Here is a 17,984-nt window from a genome sequence, read left to right as displayed (position 1 = left end):
TTGAGTGAAAGGGATAATCAGAAATAAGTGTAGGCAGGGCGCACTCGCCCTGCCTAGCAGAAACAATTAGTTTGTTGATTTCTGAACTGGCAGTGTTCCGTACTGTTGGATGCTCTTGGCAAGTTCGAGCGTCGTTGTCCAGTCGGCGTTTGCGGCAGAAAGTAAACTTGTCAACCAAGCCCCTAAACTTGGATCATCGGCTTGTTCCAAAGCTTGAATCACTTGATTGAAATCTGCTTGCAATGAGTTCCATCCTTTTTGTAAGCTTTCAACGGCTGAAATTCCTTGGGCAACGGCATTGACGAGGGTCGAAATCGTAGCAGCGGCTTGTTGGGTAGCCGTCATCACTTGTTGGTCTTGGGCCAATTGGGCGGTGGCATCTGCGTAGGCTTTTTTGGTTTTAGTGTAGTCGGCCCCTGCTACCCCCATTGCGGTGGTTCCACCTGCGACTACGGCAAGACCTCCAACAATTAGGGCTGTACTTACGCCAGCGGTTTCGATTTCACCTAAAATCCCTACCACAATCATCAATCCACCCACCACGTCGGCGGTAGCACCAGCACCAATGATGGCGAGGTCTTTGTTCATGGCGGTATTGTACGCAGCAATCTCTTTTTGCAATTGGGCAATTTCACCCTGCTCGCCCCCCAAGGCATTGTTTACATTGGTGGCATCTTGATTAAAGTTGCGCTCATCCGTCTGAATCAACGGCAAAAAGGCATTAAGCGCATCAATAACAGGCTGCGTGCTTGCTTCGGCTTTTTGCGTTTTATTGATCAGATTATTCATTCCTTGGGTAAACGTATTGGCATTGTCCCCTTGGTCAATGCTTTCAGCTAACGAATACAAAAGACTATATTCGGCCGACCATAGATTGCCAAACCCAATAACATCGGCAATCGTATTGACAATGAGTGGGTTGAGGGTGTTTAGGTAATAAGTGGCGTTGGTACGGGCAAGGGCTTGGTGAGCGGGCAAATCTTCAACTACGGTACTTTTGGAATCGGTATCAACTTGGGACGGAAGTTTTATGTCAGGAGTTTGTAATACCGTGTTGGTGTACGTTTGGAGCATAATAGAAGCTGACATACTATTGCTCATTCCTGTTTGTACGTCTGAACTGCCGATGTTTACATCTGATGCAAGTGCCATGATTGTTTGTTGTTTTAAAAAAAGGTTGAGTAAAATGAAATAACGTTGAAATTGTTTGCTTACAGTTTTTCAATAACTACCACCTGTAAGCGCATAGCAGTAGCCATTTGGGGAGTGAACCCCAACTAAAGGACGAAAAAACGCGCATATTTTGGCCAAAAAAACGCACCTACCTCCTAGAGGAAAGTAAAATGACCGACAATAGAAAGCTATTTACCAGAATAGATTGGTAACTCTCGTTTGTTTTCAAAAGAAAACAGAAGCAAAACAGTACATAGAATCACGTTGCTAAAAGCGCCATGAAAAGTTGATAGCCGATAAGGCTTGGGCAAACTAAGCTGTAGATGGTACTAGCGAGAAGAGTTGTTGATTTTTCATGATTAACATTGACGTTGAGTAATACAAAAAAAATGTGAGCGTAGTTGGCACCTAGGAAGCCTTTAAACAGTCACGAAGCAAATTTACGCAAATCAGTTAAAAATGTCAATTACTAACATTATTATTTTTGGTATAGAAAAATATATTTTTCAGCAAATTAACTGAAAGATGTAAAGCTTTAGCCCCATTGTTCATCGGCGTACTCACTCTGGTCGCTTTCGCTTGATTTGGAAACAAACAAAGGCCGTGATTTAACGGGGCGTTCGGGCTTGACAGTTCGGAAGTTGCGGTACTGCTCGTCCGAAATGATTTCAAGTAAAAGAGCACGTTTGAGAATCACCGTAAAAGGCATCTGAAAAAAATCAGCAATATCCATCGCCAACGACGGCGAAAGTTTGGAAATACCTCGGTGAAAAAAACTACGCACGTCTGCCTCGGGTAAGAAAGTTTCAAACACCAACTGCTCGGCGCGGGCGCTAAGCTCAGCGGCGGGGTAGTTCATGTATAACCCCAACGAAGTGACCAAAAAGCAGGTGTAGTAGTGGCGTTCGTAATCAGAGGCTTTGGCATTGATAAAAACCCATCCTTTGTTTTGATACAAGGCCGAGAAGCCTACAAAATCGTTTTCGACGTGGTGGAGTTGGGCTACTTTTACTTCTTCGGGATAGGCTAATCGCCGCCCAATTTGCCGAATAATCTCTTGTCCCGACGACACATCAGCGGCTTCTCCAGCGGGTTCTAGTAGCCACTCTTCCGCCAAAAGAGTTTGGAAAAGGCGCTCTCCTTCCCGTTGTGCCGCGATTTGTCCCAAGTGCAGCACCGTGCGGTTGGGCAAATGAAAATCAATGGCTACTTGGTTGATAGGTGGCTTTTTCTTTCCCATGGCTTTCTTAAAAGCTTGATTCCTAGACAAAAGTACGCGGAATTTATAAATGCCCCTAAAGCGTCTTGTTCATTTTTTTGAAATAACTCGTTTTTCAAAACCTGCACTTTTCTGATTGTCAATTTAGAAAGGTAGCTTTGCACCCAAAATTTCAACAAGCCAAGAACATGACTGAGCAACTAAAAACAGTTCCTCTTAACGACCTACACCAACAGTTGGGGGCAAAAATGGTACCATTTGCGGGCTACGTAATGCCTGTTCGTTATTCGTCTGACCTCGAAGAACATCACTGCGTTCGCAACGGCGTGGGTGTGTTTGATGTGTCGCACATGGGTGAGTTTATTGTCAAAGGCCCTAAAGCTTTGGACTTGATTCAGCGTGTGTCGGCCAACGACGCTTCGGTTCTCTTTGACGGGAAAATTCAATACAGTTACCTTCCCAACGGAAAAGGCGGAGTAGTTGACGATTTGTTGGTGTATCGAGTGAGTGCGGATGAATACTTTTTGGTCGTCAATGCTTCTAACATCGAAAAAGATTGGAACTGGATTCAGGGCCAAAATACCGAAGGTGTTGAAATGCACAACATCTCGGACGACCTTTGCTTGTTTGCCGTTCAAGGCCCCAAAGCTGCCGAAGCACTTCAGTCATTGACGGAAGTAAACTTGGCAGAAATGGACTATTACACCTTTGTGAAAGGTACGTTTGCGGGTTTGCCTGACATCATCATCTCTGCCACTGGTTATACAGGTGCGGGTGGTTTTGAGTTGTATATTCCAAAAGAATCAGCAGTTGAAGTCTGGAATGCGATTTTTGAGGCAGGCAAAGAGTTGGGCATTAAGCCAATTGGCCTTGGTGCACGCGATACCCTTCGTTTAGAAATGGGTTACTGTTTGTACGGAAACGATATTGACGATACCACTTCGCCGTTGGAGGCGGGACTGGGTTGGGTTACTAAGTTTACCAAAAACTTCATTGACTCAGACGTGCTTCTTGCCCAAAAACAAGCGGGTCTTGCCAACAAATTGGTGGGTTTTGAAATGATTGACCGTGGAATCCCACGTGGGCACTACGAATTGTGCGATGCCGAAGGAAACGTGATTGGACACGTAACCTCAGGAACGCAGTCGCCGACGTTGTCAAAAGGAATTGGACTTGGCTATGTTCCGTTGGCAAACAGTAAAGTAGGAAGCGAAATTTTTGTGAAAGTACGTGAGCGTTTGCTCAAAGCCCAAGTGGTGAAATTGCCTTTTGTAAAACCAACGGTCTAATATTTTTTGTATGAAATCAATTGATGTTTGTTTAACCCCCGATTTGCTTCACCTTCATAATATTGATAATACGATTGTTGTCGTGACGGATATTTTTCGGGCTACTTCCTGCATGGTGACGGGCCTGGCTTATGGCGTAGGAAGTATCACGCCCGTAGCCACGGTGGAAGAATGTTTTGAACTTCAACAAAAAGGCTACATCGCCGCCGCCGAACGGAATGCCATGAAAGTCGAAGGGTTTGACCTCGATAATTCGCCCTTTAGCTACATGGACGAAGACCTAGTGGGGGCAAACATTGCGATGACGACCACCAACGGTACGTTATCCATTACTAAAGCCAAAACCTCGGCGGTGAAAGTATTGGTGGGCGCATTTTTGAATTTAGGCGCGATTGTCAATCACCTTAAATCGCAGCCTTACGACGTGCTTGTGTTGTGTGCGGGCTGGAAAGGACGGGTCAATTTGGAAGATACCTTGTTTGCGGGAGCGTTGGTCGATGCCCTCAAAGACGAATATATCATTGGCGAAGACAGTGCGTTGCTCGCAATGAGAGCGTACCAGCAGGCTCAAAATGACTTGTTAGGATACGTCGCCAACTCGTCGCACGTGCGACGTTTGCAGCGATTGGGTATTCATAAAGACATTGCGTATTGCTTGCAGCGCGACTTGTACGACGTTGTGCCCGTACTTCGCGGAAGCACATTAGTGAATATGTAATATCGTGGTGTGGGTTATGTCGTGGTGTGGGTTGCTCACAACCCACACGCCATAACTCGGGTTGTGAGCAACCCGAACACGCAGCTCACAACCCCAACACTCAATCCACACTCACTACCGCGTCAAATGCTGCCAACCTTGCGCCTGCACGGGGAAGCGGCCGCCTCCTTTGGTCACAATTTCTACGGCAGAGGGGTCATTGGTCATAAAGCCAATGAAACTAATGTGCGGTGAGTTTTTGATTTTTTCGTAGTCGGTTTGTTTAATCGTAAACAACAACTCGTAATCTTCACCACCGTTCAACGCCGCCGTTAAAGGGCTCAATTTAAACTCATCGGCGGTGAGGAATGTCTCGTCGGCGACAGGTATATGTTCTTCAAAAATCTGGGCACCCGTTCCCGATTGCTTGCACAAATGCAAAATTTCGGACGCCAATCCGTCGGATACGTCAATCATTGAAGTAGGGACCAAACCAGCATCGTTCAACTCATAAATGATGTTGGTGCGCGCTTCGGGCTTGAGCTGACGGCCTACCAAGTAAGCCTTATCTTCAAGTTGGGGTTGCATGTTGGGGTTTTCCAAAAACTCCCTTTTTTCGCGTTCTAGCAATTGAAGGCCCAAATACGCCGCGCCTAAATCGCCCGTCACGCAGATAACGTCGTTGGGTTGGGCACCGCTTCGGTACGCGATTTTATCTTTTTTGACCGTTCCGATGGCTGTCACCGAAAGCACTAGCCCTGAACGCGACGCACTCGTGTCGCCACCTACCAAGTCAACTTTGTAGGCTTCGCAAGCCGTTTGAATACCCGCATAGAGTTCGTCAATGGCCTCCACCGAAAAACGATTGCTTAACCCAATGCTTACCGTAATTTGGCGAGGGGTGCCGTTCATGGCGGCAATGTCCGAAACGTTGACGGCCACGGCCTTATAGCCTAAATGTTTGAGTGGGGCGTAGCTCAAATCGAAATGAACACCCTCGATGAGCATATCGGTCGAAACTAAAGTATATTCATCACTGCCCGTGTCGATGACGGCAGCGTCGTCACCAATTCCCTTGATGGTTTGGGGCAAAGTAGGAGTAAATTGCTGATTGATGCGCTCAATTAGCCCAAATTCGCCTAAAGTGGAAAGCTCGGTTCTCGTCATTTTGGAAAAAGTGTCAGATGGCTGACATTCGCTTTGAATTAAAAGTCAGATAATTGTATCACAAAACTTTTCGATGCAAAGTTCGTTAAAATTATGTCTTTTCTCGTATGTATTTGCGGGAAACACGCCAAGGCACTTTCACAACCCCTTTTTTGTTGATTAATTATGAAAACATTCCTCAAAAAATTGATTCTCGGAACGCTGACGTTGACGGCACTTTCGTCGTGTGGACAGTCGGCAAAAAAAATCGAACAAATGGAAGACAAAGCAAAAACGCTGACAGGATTGCAAACAGCGACTTTTGGTACTGGCTGTTTTTGGTGCACCGAAGCCGTCTATCAAGAAATGGAGGGCGTAGAGTCGGTGGTGTCGGGGTACTCGGGTGGATTTATCGAAAATCCCACTTACGAACAAGTATGTAGCAAAGTAACGGGTCATGCCGAATGCGTAGAAATCAAGTATGACCCTAAGAAAGTGAGCTACGTAGAATTGTTGGAAGTATTTTTCCGCGTCCATGACCCAACGACCAAAGACCGCCAAGGCAACGACGTGGGGCCGCAGTACCGCTCGGTGATTTTTTACCACAACGATGAGCAAAAACAATTAGCCGAAAAAGCCATCAAAGAACTCAATGCTTCAGGTGCTTACAGTAAGGCCATCGTAACGGAAGTGGCGAAAGCGGAAAAGTTTTACGTGGCTGAAGCATACCACCAAAATTATTTTGCCAACAACCCAAACCAAGGCTATTGTGCCTTCGTAGTAGCACCCAAAGTGGATAAATTCCGCAAGGTGTTTAAGGAGAAATTGAAGAAGAATTAGTGAAGCATCAAGTTAAAAGCCCCACGTTCATCATTGAGCGTGGGGCTTTGTTTTAAGCGGTACTTTGTTGGTTTTAAATCGTACTATCTACTCTGCGCGCAAGTGCTTCACTGGATTGGTTGCGACGGCTTTCATGGCGTGGCCTATGATGGTGGCGGCGGTAATGGCAACCATGAGCCCAAGCGTAGCCACCAAAAACCAGCCGCTCATTTGGATGCGATAGGCGTATTGCTGTAACCAGCCCGACGTAAGCCACCAACCTAGAGGGGCGGCAACGGCAAACCCAACCAACAATAAGCGACTAAATTCTCGCCCAAAAACCCACAGCAGTTGTTCGGTTCGCGCGCCAAGCATCCGCCGAACGCCTATTTCCTTCGCCCGTTTTTCGGCCATAAACGTCACCAGGCCGTATAGTCCGAGGCAGTTCATGGCGATGGCAATAAAGGCGAAAATCTGAACAAAACCAGCCAAAAGTTGCTCCATTTTTGTGAAAGAGTCGAGCAGTTCATTCAAATAGCTCCTTCTATAAATATCTTCTGGAAAAGTGTTGTTCCAAATTGCCTCAACCGCGTTACTGGCCGAGGACACTGCCGAGGGCGCAAAGGTAAGAACCGCCATCGAGCTGTGAGATAAGTCATGTACCAGCGCGATTGGGCGGATGGGCTCGTGCAAATTTCCCGTGCGAAAATCTTTGACAACACCCGCAATAACGTGCTCCGTACCTTTGATACGAATGGGTTTTCCAATCACTTCTTTGGAGGAAGCGATGCCGAGCTGTTTTACAAAAGTTTCATTCACCAGTACTTCGTGGCGAGAGGTATCCTTTTTGCTAAAATTCCGCCCTTTGAGGAGAGAAAGCCCAAAAGCCGACAGGTAGTGTTCGTCGGCGGTGCGGACGAGGATTTCAAACGATTCGGGTTCTGTAGAGGTATGGTAACTGAACGGACTGGGACGGTTATAGGGAGAAACGGGTGGTTCGTTGGCAAAAGTGACTGATTGTACCCCAGGCGTATCCAACCAGCTTTTGCGCAACCGTTCGTAAGGAATAGCGCCTTGTTTGGGTAGCCAAACCACCAACTTGTTGTCGGTTCTAAAACCCCAATCGGCTTTTTGCATGTGTCGAAGTTGGCTAGTAATGACCAATACAACAATCAAAAAGAGCTGAGTGAGCAAAAATTGTCCCGTTATGAGCGTTCTCCGAATGGTCAGTCCACCTTTGGCTCGGGTCAATCGCCCCGCGAGGGCTTTGATAGGATTAAAACCCGATAACACCCAAGAAGGGTAAAAACCTGCCAAAAAAACTACGCCAAGTACCAGTGGAACAAACCAAAGGAGGGCATTGGGAGTAAATACATCCAAAACAGAAATGTTGGGATGAAGCGTCTCATCTTGCTGAGTGAGGGTGTCATTGACCACGGGAAGGGCCAGTTGGGTCAAAATTAAGGCCAAAAGCACGGCGGCGAAAGTCAGCAGGGCGGTTTCGGTCATAAACTGCTTTATCAATTGCCAGCGATTGCTACCCACCACTTTACGAACGCCCGTTTCGTGGGCGCGTTGCAAGGCTTGGGCTGTAGCCAAGTTGACGTAATTGATACAAGCAGCCATCACAAGCAACAACCCAACGGCCATCAAAGCAAACAATATAGGGCGAGGTGCCATGCCGCTCCGAGCGTGATTGAGCTCCGTCAGCGGAAGGACGTGGTAAGAAAAGTTGCGAAGTTGAGCCGCTGGCAAATGCTTCTTCTGAACGGCTGCCAAGGCAGTGGTTAGTTGGTTGGGTGAAATTCCCTTGCGTAGCCGAACAAAACACATGCTTTGAAGCCCTAACCAATCGTTGAGGGCGGTGGGCGGTTCTAAGTTTGCGAGGGTTGCGTAAGAAACCAGCCCGTCGTAACGAAGTTGGGTGTTTGACGGCGGATTTTTAATGATACCCGTAACGGTCAGATTGACCCGATTGTCCAGACGCACAGTTTTTCCAAGGGCGAGTGTGGTTTGAAAATATTTCTCGGCGTATCGCTCGCTGATGACGATGGCATTGGGCGTTGCCAAGGCTTTGTGAGGGTCGCCACTGAGCCATTCCACCCCAAACAAATCAAAATACTGAGATTCGGTGAAGCACATATTTCGCGACTCATTGAACTTCTTTTCCCAGCCTCCTTGGCCATTGGGAATGCTGATGGTGCGCCCAAAAAAGGTCTCTAATTTAACCGCGCTTTCTACAAACGCATAATCGCGGCGGAGTACTTCGGCCAGAGGGCGAGGAGCCGCATCGGTTTGGAGCGTTGTTTCTTTTTTTAGGTCAGTTACTACCCAATACGAGCGTTCTACCTCAGGGTGATAACGGTCGAAGGTCAACATGTAGTTGACGACAAGAAAAATGACCAAGCCACTTGCCAGTCCGATACTTAAATTGGCAATGCGGATTAGGTTGATTTTTTTCTCACGCCGAATGCGGCGCCAAGCAAAGGTGAGGTAGTGCCAGTACATAAGCATAGATTTTCTGGATGAACAAATGTTACTGTATTAAAAGTATTATTTATATATAAATATACTTTATATAAAAACAAAATTTATTTTGCAAGATTTGAAAAAGGCTAACAGGGAAGCGATGTCTCATTTATGAAAAAGGGTGTGGCGCTTCTATGAAGGGGTTTTTAATACGTTCACGTGTTGAAATAATATAATTTTAATTAATACGTTAAAAGAATTAATAAGTAAATTTTATTCTTTTCAATTAAAACTGTGGACTGTTATGAGAAACTTTATTTTTTTGTTTTTTATAGGTATTAATTTAGAATTATACGCCCAAAAGCAATCGTTTCGATTAGAGGGGGAAGTTAGTAATGCAGATAGTATTTCTACAATCACCATTATGGTTATAGGTAATAATGAAATAAGCGAACCAGTCTCAAAAGTGAGAGGTGGTAAGTTTGTTTTTGAAGGCTATGTAGAACACCCCTGTCTTGCGATAATAAATTCAGATAAGGTAAAGGGAGGATTGGGGGTATGGTTGACAAATGGAATAATTAAAGTAAACTTAGCTCCATATAAATATGAAGGACAAACGGAGCATAGATTACAAACATTATCCATTGAGGGAGAGCAAGAATCAAAGGATTTTATTTTACAAATGAACTTGCAAAATAAAATTGTGCAATCGGAAAAAAATATACTAAAGAGGAATACATTGATTGGTGACGAAATCGAAAAGTATATTAATGCTCATAATAATTCCTATTTATCTCTCTTTTTAGTAAATCAAGCAATGTATTACTGCGGAGTACAAAGGACTAAAAAGCAGTTTTTTTCGCTTTCGAAGGAGTTACAATATAGTGAGGAAGGACGCGATTTTCAAAAAGAAATCGAAAAAACAGAGCAAAATGACATTGGAAAAAAAGTGGAAGACTTTACTGTTCCAGACACGCAAGGGCAAATGAAGCAATTAAGTACAATGATTAAAGGAAAAACAATACTGAATTTTTGGGCTTCATGGTGTGCTCCTTGCAGGCATGAGAATAAGATACTTATAGAGCATCAAAAATTGCTGGAAAAAAAATCGATAGCGATAATAAGTGTATCCTTAGATGAAGATAAAGGAGATTGGTTGAAAGCGATTCAAAAAGATAAGCTGAACTGGCCTCAACTTTCTGAATTAAAGGGGGGCTTTAATAGTGAACTTGCGCAAAAGCTTAAAATTACAGGCATCCCATACACGTTATTAGTGGATGAGAATTTGAAAATTATCTCTACGAACTTTCAAGATATTTTGTCAATAGTAAAGAACTAGCTCCTAGTTCAATTTTATGTAGCTTTTAATTCTGAAGAGTGAATTCTAACTCTCATTCCTCCAACAGCTCCGTCTCTACTTCCAGCGAATCGAGGGTTGCATTGCCAAATTGCGTTACCATGGCTACGTCGGCGGCGTCGCGGCCATAGCCAAGCACAACGCGGTAGCCGTGGGTTTCTGACTGAACGGCGTCGAAAGTGTACCATCGGTCGCCTACGTAGGCTTCAAACCAAGCATGTAAATCCATGAAATTGAGCTTGTCGAGGTAGCCAACGGTCATGCGGGCGGGGATAGACAGCGTGCGGCACAAGGCAATGCCCAAATGCGTAAAATCGCGACAAACACCTACTCGCTGATAAACTACGTCTAAGGCCGTGGTGGTCGAATAAGTGGTGTTGTATTCGTAGCGAACATGGTGGTAAATCCAACGCCTGATAGCTTCTACTTGTTCGTAACCCCAAGAGGCATCGCCAACTATTTGGCTTGCTAAGTTTTGAAGTTCGTACAAATCCGACTGGCAATAACGACTGGGCGAAAGATATACCAACGTTTCCGTAGGCAAATTTTCCACCAAAATATAGGGGGGAAAAGGAGCGCTTGGCGCCTCTTCTTCTTCGACCAGCACTTCTATTTCGGTAGTAATGGTGAGCTGCCCGACGGGGAGAACGGCGCGTACACAATGGTTTTCGTAAGAGTCGTTGTAGTTGCTAAAAGGAACAAAAGGGTCGGTGCTAAATTCTTCTTTGAGGACAATTTGTCCCTCTTGGCGTCGGGGACTAAGAAGCATTTGAACGGTTGTAGGGGTGTGTATTTGGTACTTAAATACACTTTTACCTCTTATCTTCATGGGTAAGGAACGGCGAAATAGAATTTTGTGTAAAGTACCAAAAAAAACGCAGTTTTAGCATCATTTTCGCTGATTTTTGGTGTATAAAAAAGGCAGGTTCCTTTCGGGCCTGCCTTTTTCGTGATTGTACTCAGGTGCCAACGTAACCCCTTACATTGGTTTCTTTACGGACTTGCGTCCCATGGCGTATTCGATGCCGCCTAAAAGGTGTTGGACAAACAATGGTTCTACAAACGATTCGTCGGTGTGGCCGCCACCTGTGTAAAACGAGCGCCCTCCGTCAAATTCACGATACCATATAAACGGGTGATTTACCCCGTTTGCGCCCCCTTTGTAGGTGCTTTCATCGAGCGTGGCGAGGACTTTAATCCCCAACACAATTTTTTTATAGTTATACAATTCGTCAAAACGCTTCCAGCGGTCGGGAAGCATTGAGGTAGAAGGGTGATTTTGGCTGTGTACCACTACGTCCACGCTTTGCTGCTTGGGATGGCTTAGAAAATACGCCCCTACCAACTGATTGTACCAAGGCCAATCGTATTCAGTATCGGCCGCCGCATGGATTCCTACGTAACCGCCGCCTCCGCGGATGTATTGTTCAAAAGCAGTTTGTTGGGCATCGTTGAGGACGTCACCCGTGGTACTCAAAAATACCACTGCTTTGTATTTTTTTAAGTTTTCGGACGTAAATGCGCTGGCATCTTCGGTCGTATCTACGGCGAATTTGTTTTGTTCACCAAGCAACATCAACGCAGCCTTCCCTTTGGGAATAGAAGCGTGGCGGAATCCCTTGGTTTTAGAAAAAACTAAGATGGCATCTTTGGTCGTTGATGCGGCTTTTTTCTTTTTCTGGGCAAACGAACTTACCGTGAGCGCCAACAAGAAAGCGCAGCAGTAAAACAATCTTGTCATAATCTTAATCTGGTATTTTGGGAAAAAAGACGCACCCAAATGAAAACTACTATAAAAACTGAGAAGTAGTTGAGAGTTATTATTCGCCTTTCACGGATGCCTTCTCATATTTTTTTGGGGCGTACAAAAAACCAAACGCCTCGGCACCGTCGCGCTCGTGGACTTTGTGGTGAATATAATGCGCCCGAATGATGCGGTTGAGGTAGCGATTGCTGGTTTTAAATTTGATTTTTACCCGACGGTGAACAATCACGTCGTGAAAAAGAAAATACCCGACGCCGTACAGGGTAATGCCAAACCCAACGTACATCAACCAACGAAGCGATTCTACTTCTGAGCCCACTACGATGAGACCCGTGGCCGACGCGCCAAAAATAATTCCAAAGAGGTCATTGGTTTCCCACCAGCCTTTGTGGTGTACGTGGTGCGATTCGTGCCAGTTCCACATAATGCCGTGCATGATGTATTTGTGCGTGAACCAGGCAAAGCCTTCCATAAAAACAAACGTGCCGAGCACAAGGAGAAAATTGAGTAGCATGGGAAATAAATGTCCGATGTTTTCAGAAAAACCAATTTTTAGGTTCTTTTGTTAGACAACAAAACCAAAACATTGCAAATTTAGCTTTATGTCAGCACTTACCATACCGCAGCGCCCGCCCCGTCCGTTTTTGGGCGAGGAGTTTTCTTTAACGACTTGGGAGCAACTTCAACCTTTTTACGAAAACCTAAAAAATCGCGCTATTGAATCAGCAGACGAACTTCGTCAGTGGTTTTTGGATAAGAGCGAATTGGAGTCGTATTTATCCGAAAACTTTGCTTGGCGATACATCCGCATGACCTGCGATACCAGCAGCGAACAATATCAACAGGAGTTCAACGATTTTGTGGAAAACTTTCAGCCACAGCTCAGTACCTACGGAAATGAGTTGGATAAGAAAGCCTTGGCCAGCCCTTTTTTGAGCGAACTCAAAGACCAAGGTTTTGAAGTGGCACTGCGCGGAATGAAGAAAGCGATTGAGATTTTTAGGGAAGAAAATATTCCGTTACAAACCCAAATCCAAACCGAACAAGCCAAATACGGCGCGATTATCGGGGCGATGACGGTGACGATAAACGGGGAAGAAATGACGCTTCAAAAAGCGTCGGATATATTACAATCAACCGACCGTACGGTGCGTGAAGAAGCGTGGAAAAAAATTCAATCACGCCGCTTGGCCGATAAAGATACGCTAGACCAATTACTCAATTCCCTTCGTGATTTGCGTCACGAAGTAGCCACCAATGCAGGTTTTGCCAACTTCCGCGATTATATGTTTGCCGCGTTGGGGCGCTTTGATTACACGCCACAAGATTGTTTCAATTTTCACGAATCGGTGGCGGAAGCAGTCGTGCCGATGCTCAGTGACATGGCTAAAGAGCGTAAAGAAGCGTTGGCGTTGGAAGCGCTTCGCCCGTGGGATTTTAAAGTAGATCCCCAAAACCGCCCGCCGCTAAAACCGTTTAGTACGGGAGAAGAATTGTTGGAAAAAACAATCACTTGCTTTACTAACCTTGACCCTCAATTGGGTGATTATCTACGGATTATGAAAGAAATGGGTCACCTCGACCTCGAATCGAGAAAGGGGAAAGCGCCAGGGGGGTATAATTATCCGTTGGAAGAAATTGGAGTACCGTTCATTTTTATGAATGCAACCTCCAACCTGCGCGATTTGGTGACGCTGCTACACGAAGGAGGCCACGCCGTACACAATTTTGTAACGCGCGATTTGATGCTCAATGCCTTCAAAAACCCTCCTGCCGAAGTGGCGGAATTGGCCTCGATGAGCATGGAGTTGTTGACGATGGACTACTGGGATGTGTTCTTCGACAATGAAGATGACCTACGCCGCGCCAAAATCCAGCATTTGGAGTCGATTATCGAAACTCTGCCTTGGGTAGCTACCATCGACAAGTTTCAACATTGGTTGTACGAAAATCCTACGCATACCATTGAGCAGCGGCAAGCAGCGTGGGTGGCAGTTTATGAACAATTTAGCGACTCCATAACCGACTGGAACGGGCTCGAAGACGCAAAAAAATACATTTGGCAAAAACAGCTCCATATTTACGAAGTGCCGTTTTACTACATCGAATACGGCATGGCGCAGCTAGGAGCCGTAGGTGTGTGGCGCAATTACAAACAAAACCCACAAAAGGGACTCGAAGGGTATTTGAACGCCCTAAAATTGGGTTACACCGTGCCGATTAGCCAAATTTATGCAGCAGCCAACATTCCTTTCGATTTTTCAAAAGGCTACATCACTGAGCTGATGAATTTTGTAAAAGAAGAATTGACGAAGTTGAAATAAAACTGATATTTAGAGTGTCGAATGCAGAGTGCAGAATGTCGAATGAAAGCCACTTACTCGACACTCTGCACTCTGCATTTGACATTGTGTCACGGAGATTCATCCCATTTTTAGCCCAATTTACCCCATTTTTGTATTTAACTTTCAATCGTTCAGTACTCTTGCGATAAGAAATTAGTACAGAACTAACTAAACCTTGGGCCATGATTGGAAGCTACATTAAAACATCACGACGCAATTTGCTGCGCAATAAATTATTCTCCTTCATCAACATTGTTGGCCTTGCCATCAGCATGTCAGTGGGGTTACTGTTGATTGCTTTTGTGCTGGATCTTTATTCCTACGACAAGTTTCACGATAAGGGTGACAGAATCTACCGCCTCACCAACATGGCGACCGTCAATGGAGAACAAAGTGGTAAATACGCTGCTACCTCAATAAAGGTGGGCAAACTCATTAAGGAAAAAGTGGCGGGGGCTGAAGAGGTGGCGATTGTTGGTAATGATTTTTCACAAGATGCCAAAGTAGGAGATAATGTACTTCCAATCAAGGGTGTTTGGGCAACTCCTTCGTTTTTCAACGTATTTAGCTTCTCGATGCGGGAAGGAAGTGTCACCACTGCCCTGAAAGAACCTTACTCGATTGTGTTGACCGAAACCGCTGCCCGAAAGCTTTTTGGCCGAGAAGATGTGCTTGGGAAAGCGGTTCAGTTTGATACGCTCAATTACCGAGTGACGGGAGTCATGAAGGATGTTCCGTTTTTTTCACACATTCATTTTGAGGCGTTGGTGTCTTTATCAACGGCTGAACAACTCAACAAGGGCAAAAATTGGGATCAATGGCTCAGCAAATGGGCTAATTCCGTTTACCTGTTACTTCCCGAAAACGGCGATGTTGCGACGGTTGAATCGCAGTTAGAAACAGTAGCAAGAGAAGAAAATCTCACCAATCACAGTACAAAGATAAAGCTTGAGCTTCTGCCTTTGTACAATATTGTGGTGGGTGAAACGCTCCGCCGAACCGAAGGTGGGCCTGGTGCGGCGGGCCCTCATATGCCACCAATGGTCTTGTGGATACTTGTGGGGCTTGCTTTGGTGGTGATTTTGTCGGCCTGTTTCAATTATACCAACCTTTCGATTGCTCGTGCCATGCGCCGCTTCAAAGAGGTAGGGCTTCGCAAAGCGATTGGGGCAGGAAAAAGTGAAGTACGGCAACAGTTTTTGGTAGAAGCCATTATGATTTCACTGGCTGCACTGGTGTTGTCTTTTGTGCTGTTTCTCATTTTGCGACCGATACTGATAAGCTTAGCTCCCGAAATGCAGCAAACGGTACAACTTGAACTCACGCCGTGGATGATACTAGCTTTTGTCGTTTTTTCGGTAACGGTGGGCGCTTTGGCAGGTTTTATGCCTGCGTTGTTCTTTTCAAAAGTCAGTGCGATGAGTGCACTTCGGAACGTATCAACTGTGAAGGTATTCAAGCACCTTACCCTAAGGCGAGCCTTGGTGGTGGTTCAGTACACTCTTACCCTCATTTTTATTACGACTACGGCGGTTGGGTATGTGCAGTACAAAAACATCCTCTCCTTTGATTTGGGGTTTAGCACCGAAAACATTCTCAACATTGACATGCAGGGAAACCGACCCGATGCCTTTGTAAAACAACTGAGCGAAATGCCTGAAGTGACGGCCTTGTCGCGGTCGGTTATTGTGACGAGCGTAGGGAATGCCTGGGGAGGTTTTGTTAAATATAAAAACTCCCTCGACTCGGCCTTGGTAATGACCAATAACGTGGATGAAAACTACCTTACCTTGCATGAGTACCAACTTATTGCGGGGGGGAGTTTTAAGACGCACCCCACTACCTCAATGGCTGCCACCGAAATGATTGTAAACCAGCAATTCTTAAAACGGTTTAATCTTGCCGCCAATACCCCCGAAAAAGCAATTGGTGAGGTAGTGACATTTACCAATTTTCAAGGGACTCGCCAAGTAGAAATTGTGGGGGTAATGAAAGACTTTCACTATGGCAAAGTCGATAATCTGATTGAACCCGTTGCTTTTATGCACTGGACGCCCAACGATAGGGCCGTGGTGAATGTAAAAATAAAAAGCACCGATTTGCTGGCAACAAGGGCCAAAATAGAGGCAGCTTGGAAGGGAATTGACCGAGTACACCCTCTAAACGCAAAATTTTATGACGAAGAAATCGAAGAGGCTTACAGCGAATTTTCTACACTGCTCAAAATCATTGGCTTCCTTGCATTTTTGGCTATTTCAATCGCCTCCATGGGATTGTTTGGCATGGTGGCCTACACCACCGAAACAAGATTGAAAGAGGTAAGTATCCGAAAAGTGATGGGGGCTACGTCGAGCCATCTTATTTATGTGCTTAGCCGTGGGTTTCTCTTTCAGTTACTGCTCTCAGCGGGTATTGCTTTGCCCGTGACGTATCTTTTCTTTGAACGCTTTGTACTCACCAATTTTCCTTATCATACACCTGTGCAGGTGGTTGAGTTGTTGGCGGGTTTATTGGTAGTATTGTTGATTGCCTTTCTGATGATTGGCTCGCAAACGCTCAAAGCAGCAAGAAGTAACCCCGCAGAAGTGTTGAAAAACGAATAAGACGAAGGTCGATAATAAATAATGTCGAATGCAGAGTGCAGAATGTCGAATGAAATCCACTTACTCGACACTCCGCACTCTGCATTCGACACTTTAATTAATTTTTAGGTTTTTCAATGGGTTTGAGGCGTATGTCGGTCGAAATAATGGCTTCGTTGATGGCTCCCAAATACGGGGAGTTTGGAAAATCACGTTGAAAGCGCTCGAAAAGCCCTTGGAAATTTTTTATCCTTCCGTTGGAACCTATACGACCTCGGGTAAAAAGCGACCGATGTGTGAGTTGGGCTAGGGTCAACTCGCGCGTTTGCGGGAGGTGTTGTAGCCCTTCCGAAAGCGTATTGTAAGCCTTTTCCCATTGAGTACTGTCTGGAATGACAAATGCTCCTCGTACTATACCCATATCTAAACTCGTTCCCAAAAAATGCTGCTGAACAGACGAGATATATGAGTCAGAGATTCGGGCATCGTCCGAAAGTAGTTTAAAAGGGAGCTTTTCGTTGATGTACAATTCTCCCTGCGACCGAAGGTGGGCTTGTTTACGAATAAATTTTTGTCCTTCGATGGACGCCATTACGTAGGTTTTCATAAACGAATGGGTAGTGTCACAAGTTCGTTGAAAGCGGTCCCAATACTGATCGGCGAGGTCATTAATAATCGTACTGTAGTTATCCAAAGACATGTGCCTCACCAGCGGTTTTTCGGCCAAAGAATCTTTCCCAAGAAGCATACTTTCGTACAAAAACTGATGCAGTGCGGCCGTACGCCCCTGCACTTGTGGCGACTGCGTACGGCTTGGATTACAGAAAACGAGGGTGTCGTTGGGAGATAAAATAAAATCAACCCGATAGCCGAGGCAATCAATGGAAACTTTTTGGGGCGTCTCTAAGCGAATATCGGTTTCAAAGTTGCCATGACTATCAGTGTACCCTTTCGCAATCGAACTCGACGAATAGAAGGAGTTCGAGAGCTTTATCGAAATTTGGTAGCTTGAGGACGGAAACCCCTCAAAATGTCCCCGAATGTGAACATTGGGTTGCGCAAGGCACTGCATTGCTCCCAATAACAACGTACACAAAAATCGCATCTTCATTTGGTGTAAATA

At 45.4% G+C, this 17,984-nt stretch carries 14 protein-coding genes; 6 read left to right on the top strand and 8 right to left on the bottom strand.

Annotation, left to right across the window (positions count from 1 at the left end):
• Positions 1 to 66: 66 nt before the first annotated feature.
• Positions 67 to 1,152, bottom strand: coding sequence for an HBL/NHE enterotoxin family protein (locus tag DTQ70_RS19745; RefSeq protein WP_122932402.1), 1,086 nt, complete (start codon positions 1,150 to 1,152; stop codon positions 67 to 69).
• A gap of 556 nt (positions 1,153 to 1,708) precedes the next feature.
• Positions 1,709 to 2,413: a hypothetical protein gene (locus tag DTQ70_RS19740; protein ID WP_122932401.1), complete on the bottom strand. Its 705-nt coding sequence runs from the start codon at positions 2,411 to 2,413 to the stop codon at positions 1,709 to 1,711.
• Positions 2,414 to 2,580: 167 nt separating this feature from the next.
• On the opposite strand from DTQ70_RS19740, the gene gcvT reads away from it, so the two are divergent.
• Entirely contained in the window at positions 2,581 to 3,681 is a 1,101-nt protein-coding gene (gcvT, locus tag DTQ70_RS19735; RefSeq protein WP_122934487.1) for a glycine cleavage system aminomethyltransferase GcvT, read from the top strand.
• Positions 3,682 to 3,691: 10 nt separating this feature from the next.
• Positions 3,692 to 4,399, top strand: coding sequence for a 2-phosphosulfolactate phosphatase (locus tag DTQ70_RS19730; protein WP_122932400.1), 708 nt, complete (start codon positions 3,692 to 3,694; stop codon positions 4,397 to 4,399).
• Positions 4,400 to 4,513: 114 nt separating this feature from the next.
• On the opposite strand, the gene thiL is transcribed toward DTQ70_RS19730, so the two are convergent.
• Entirely contained in the window at positions 4,514 to 5,545 is a 1,032-nt protein-coding gene (thiL, locus tag DTQ70_RS19725) for a thiamine-phosphate kinase (protein WP_122932399.1), read from the bottom strand.
• A 165-nt stretch (positions 5,546 to 5,710) separates the two neighbouring features.
• On the opposite strand from thiL, the gene msrA reads away from it, so the two are divergent.
• Positions 5,711 to 6,364: a peptide-methionine (S)-S-oxide reductase MsrA gene (gene msrA / locus DTQ70_RS19720; protein WP_206019551.1), complete on the top strand. Its 654-nt coding sequence runs from the start codon at positions 5,711 to 5,713 to the stop codon at positions 6,362 to 6,364.
• Between the two features lie 87 nt (positions 6,365 to 6,451).
• Here the strand turns inward: msrA and DTQ70_RS19715 are convergent, their stop codons facing one another.
• The gene (locus DTQ70_RS19715) at positions 6,452 to 8,857 is read right to left on the bottom strand and encodes an ABC transporter permease (protein WP_229599974.1); all 2,406 of its coding nucleotides are present in this window, start codon (positions 8,855 to 8,857) and stop codon (positions 6,452 to 6,454) included.
• Between the two features lie 259 nt (positions 8,858 to 9,116).
• Here DTQ70_RS19715 and DTQ70_RS19710 point away from each other — a divergent pair, with 259 nt between their 5' ends.
• Positions 9,117 to 10,151: a TlpA disulfide reductase family protein gene (locus DTQ70_RS19710; protein ID WP_122932398.1), complete on the top strand. Its 1,035-nt coding sequence runs from the start codon at positions 9,117 to 9,119 to the stop codon at positions 10,149 to 10,151.
• Between the two features lie 52 nt (positions 10,152 to 10,203).
• On the opposite strand, the gene DTQ70_RS19705 is transcribed toward DTQ70_RS19710, so the two are convergent.
• The 3 genes from DTQ70_RS19705 to DTQ70_RS19695 all read right to left on the bottom strand — a co-directional run bounded on the left by DTQ70_RS19705 (position 10,204) and on the right by DTQ70_RS19695 (position 12,448).
• Positions 10,204 to 10,938 (bottom strand): transglutaminase family protein, encoded by a 735-nt coding sequence (locus DTQ70_RS19705; RefSeq protein WP_229599973.1) that lies wholly within the window; start codon positions 10,936 to 10,938, stop codon positions 10,204 to 10,206.
• Positions 10,939 to 11,148: 210 nt separating this feature from the next.
• Positions 11,149 to 11,910: a ThuA domain-containing protein gene (locus tag DTQ70_RS19700; RefSeq protein ID WP_122932396.1), complete on the bottom strand. Its 762-nt coding sequence runs from the start codon at positions 11,908 to 11,910 to the stop codon at positions 11,149 to 11,151.
• 79 nt (positions 11,911 to 11,989) lie between these two features.
• On the bottom strand, positions 11,990 to 12,448 hold the full coding sequence (locus DTQ70_RS19695; RefSeq protein ID WP_122932395.1) for a sterol desaturase family protein: 459 nt from the start codon (positions 12,446 to 12,448) through the stop codon (positions 11,990 to 11,992).
• A gap of 88 nt (positions 12,449 to 12,536) precedes the next feature.
• Between DTQ70_RS19695 and DTQ70_RS19690 the strand changes: the two genes are divergently transcribed.
• Together DTQ70_RS19690 and DTQ70_RS19685 are read left to right on the top strand one after the other, a co-directional pair.
• The gene (locus tag DTQ70_RS19690; protein ID WP_122932394.1) at positions 12,537 to 14,258 is read left to right on the top strand and encodes a M3 family oligoendopeptidase; all 1,722 of its coding nucleotides are present in this window, start codon (positions 12,537 to 12,539) and stop codon (positions 14,256 to 14,258) included.
• A gap of 203 nt (positions 14,259 to 14,461) precedes the next feature.
• Positions 14,462 to 16,882: an ABC transporter permease gene (locus DTQ70_RS19685; RefSeq protein WP_122932393.1), complete on the top strand. Its 2,421-nt coding sequence runs from the start codon at positions 14,462 to 14,464 to the stop codon at positions 16,880 to 16,882.
• A 97-nt stretch (positions 16,883 to 16,979) separates the two neighbouring features.
• On the opposite strand, the gene DTQ70_RS19680 is transcribed toward DTQ70_RS19685, so the two are convergent.
• Positions 16,980 to 17,972 carry a hypothetical protein gene (locus DTQ70_RS19680; RefSeq protein WP_164490122.1) on the bottom strand — a complete coding sequence of 331 codons (993 nt, stop codon included), beginning with the start codon at positions 17,970 to 17,972 and terminating at the stop codon, positions 16,980 to 16,982.
• Between the last annotated feature and the right edge of the window lie 12 nt (positions 17,973 to 17,984).

The sequence above is a fragment of the Runella sp. SP2 genome (genome assembly GCF_003711225.1).
In the GTDB taxonomy this organism is placed as follows: Bacteria; Bacteroidota; Bacteroidia; order Cytophagales; family Spirosomataceae; genus Runella.
This window is presented reverse-complemented; position numbering and strand designations above follow the sequence as displayed.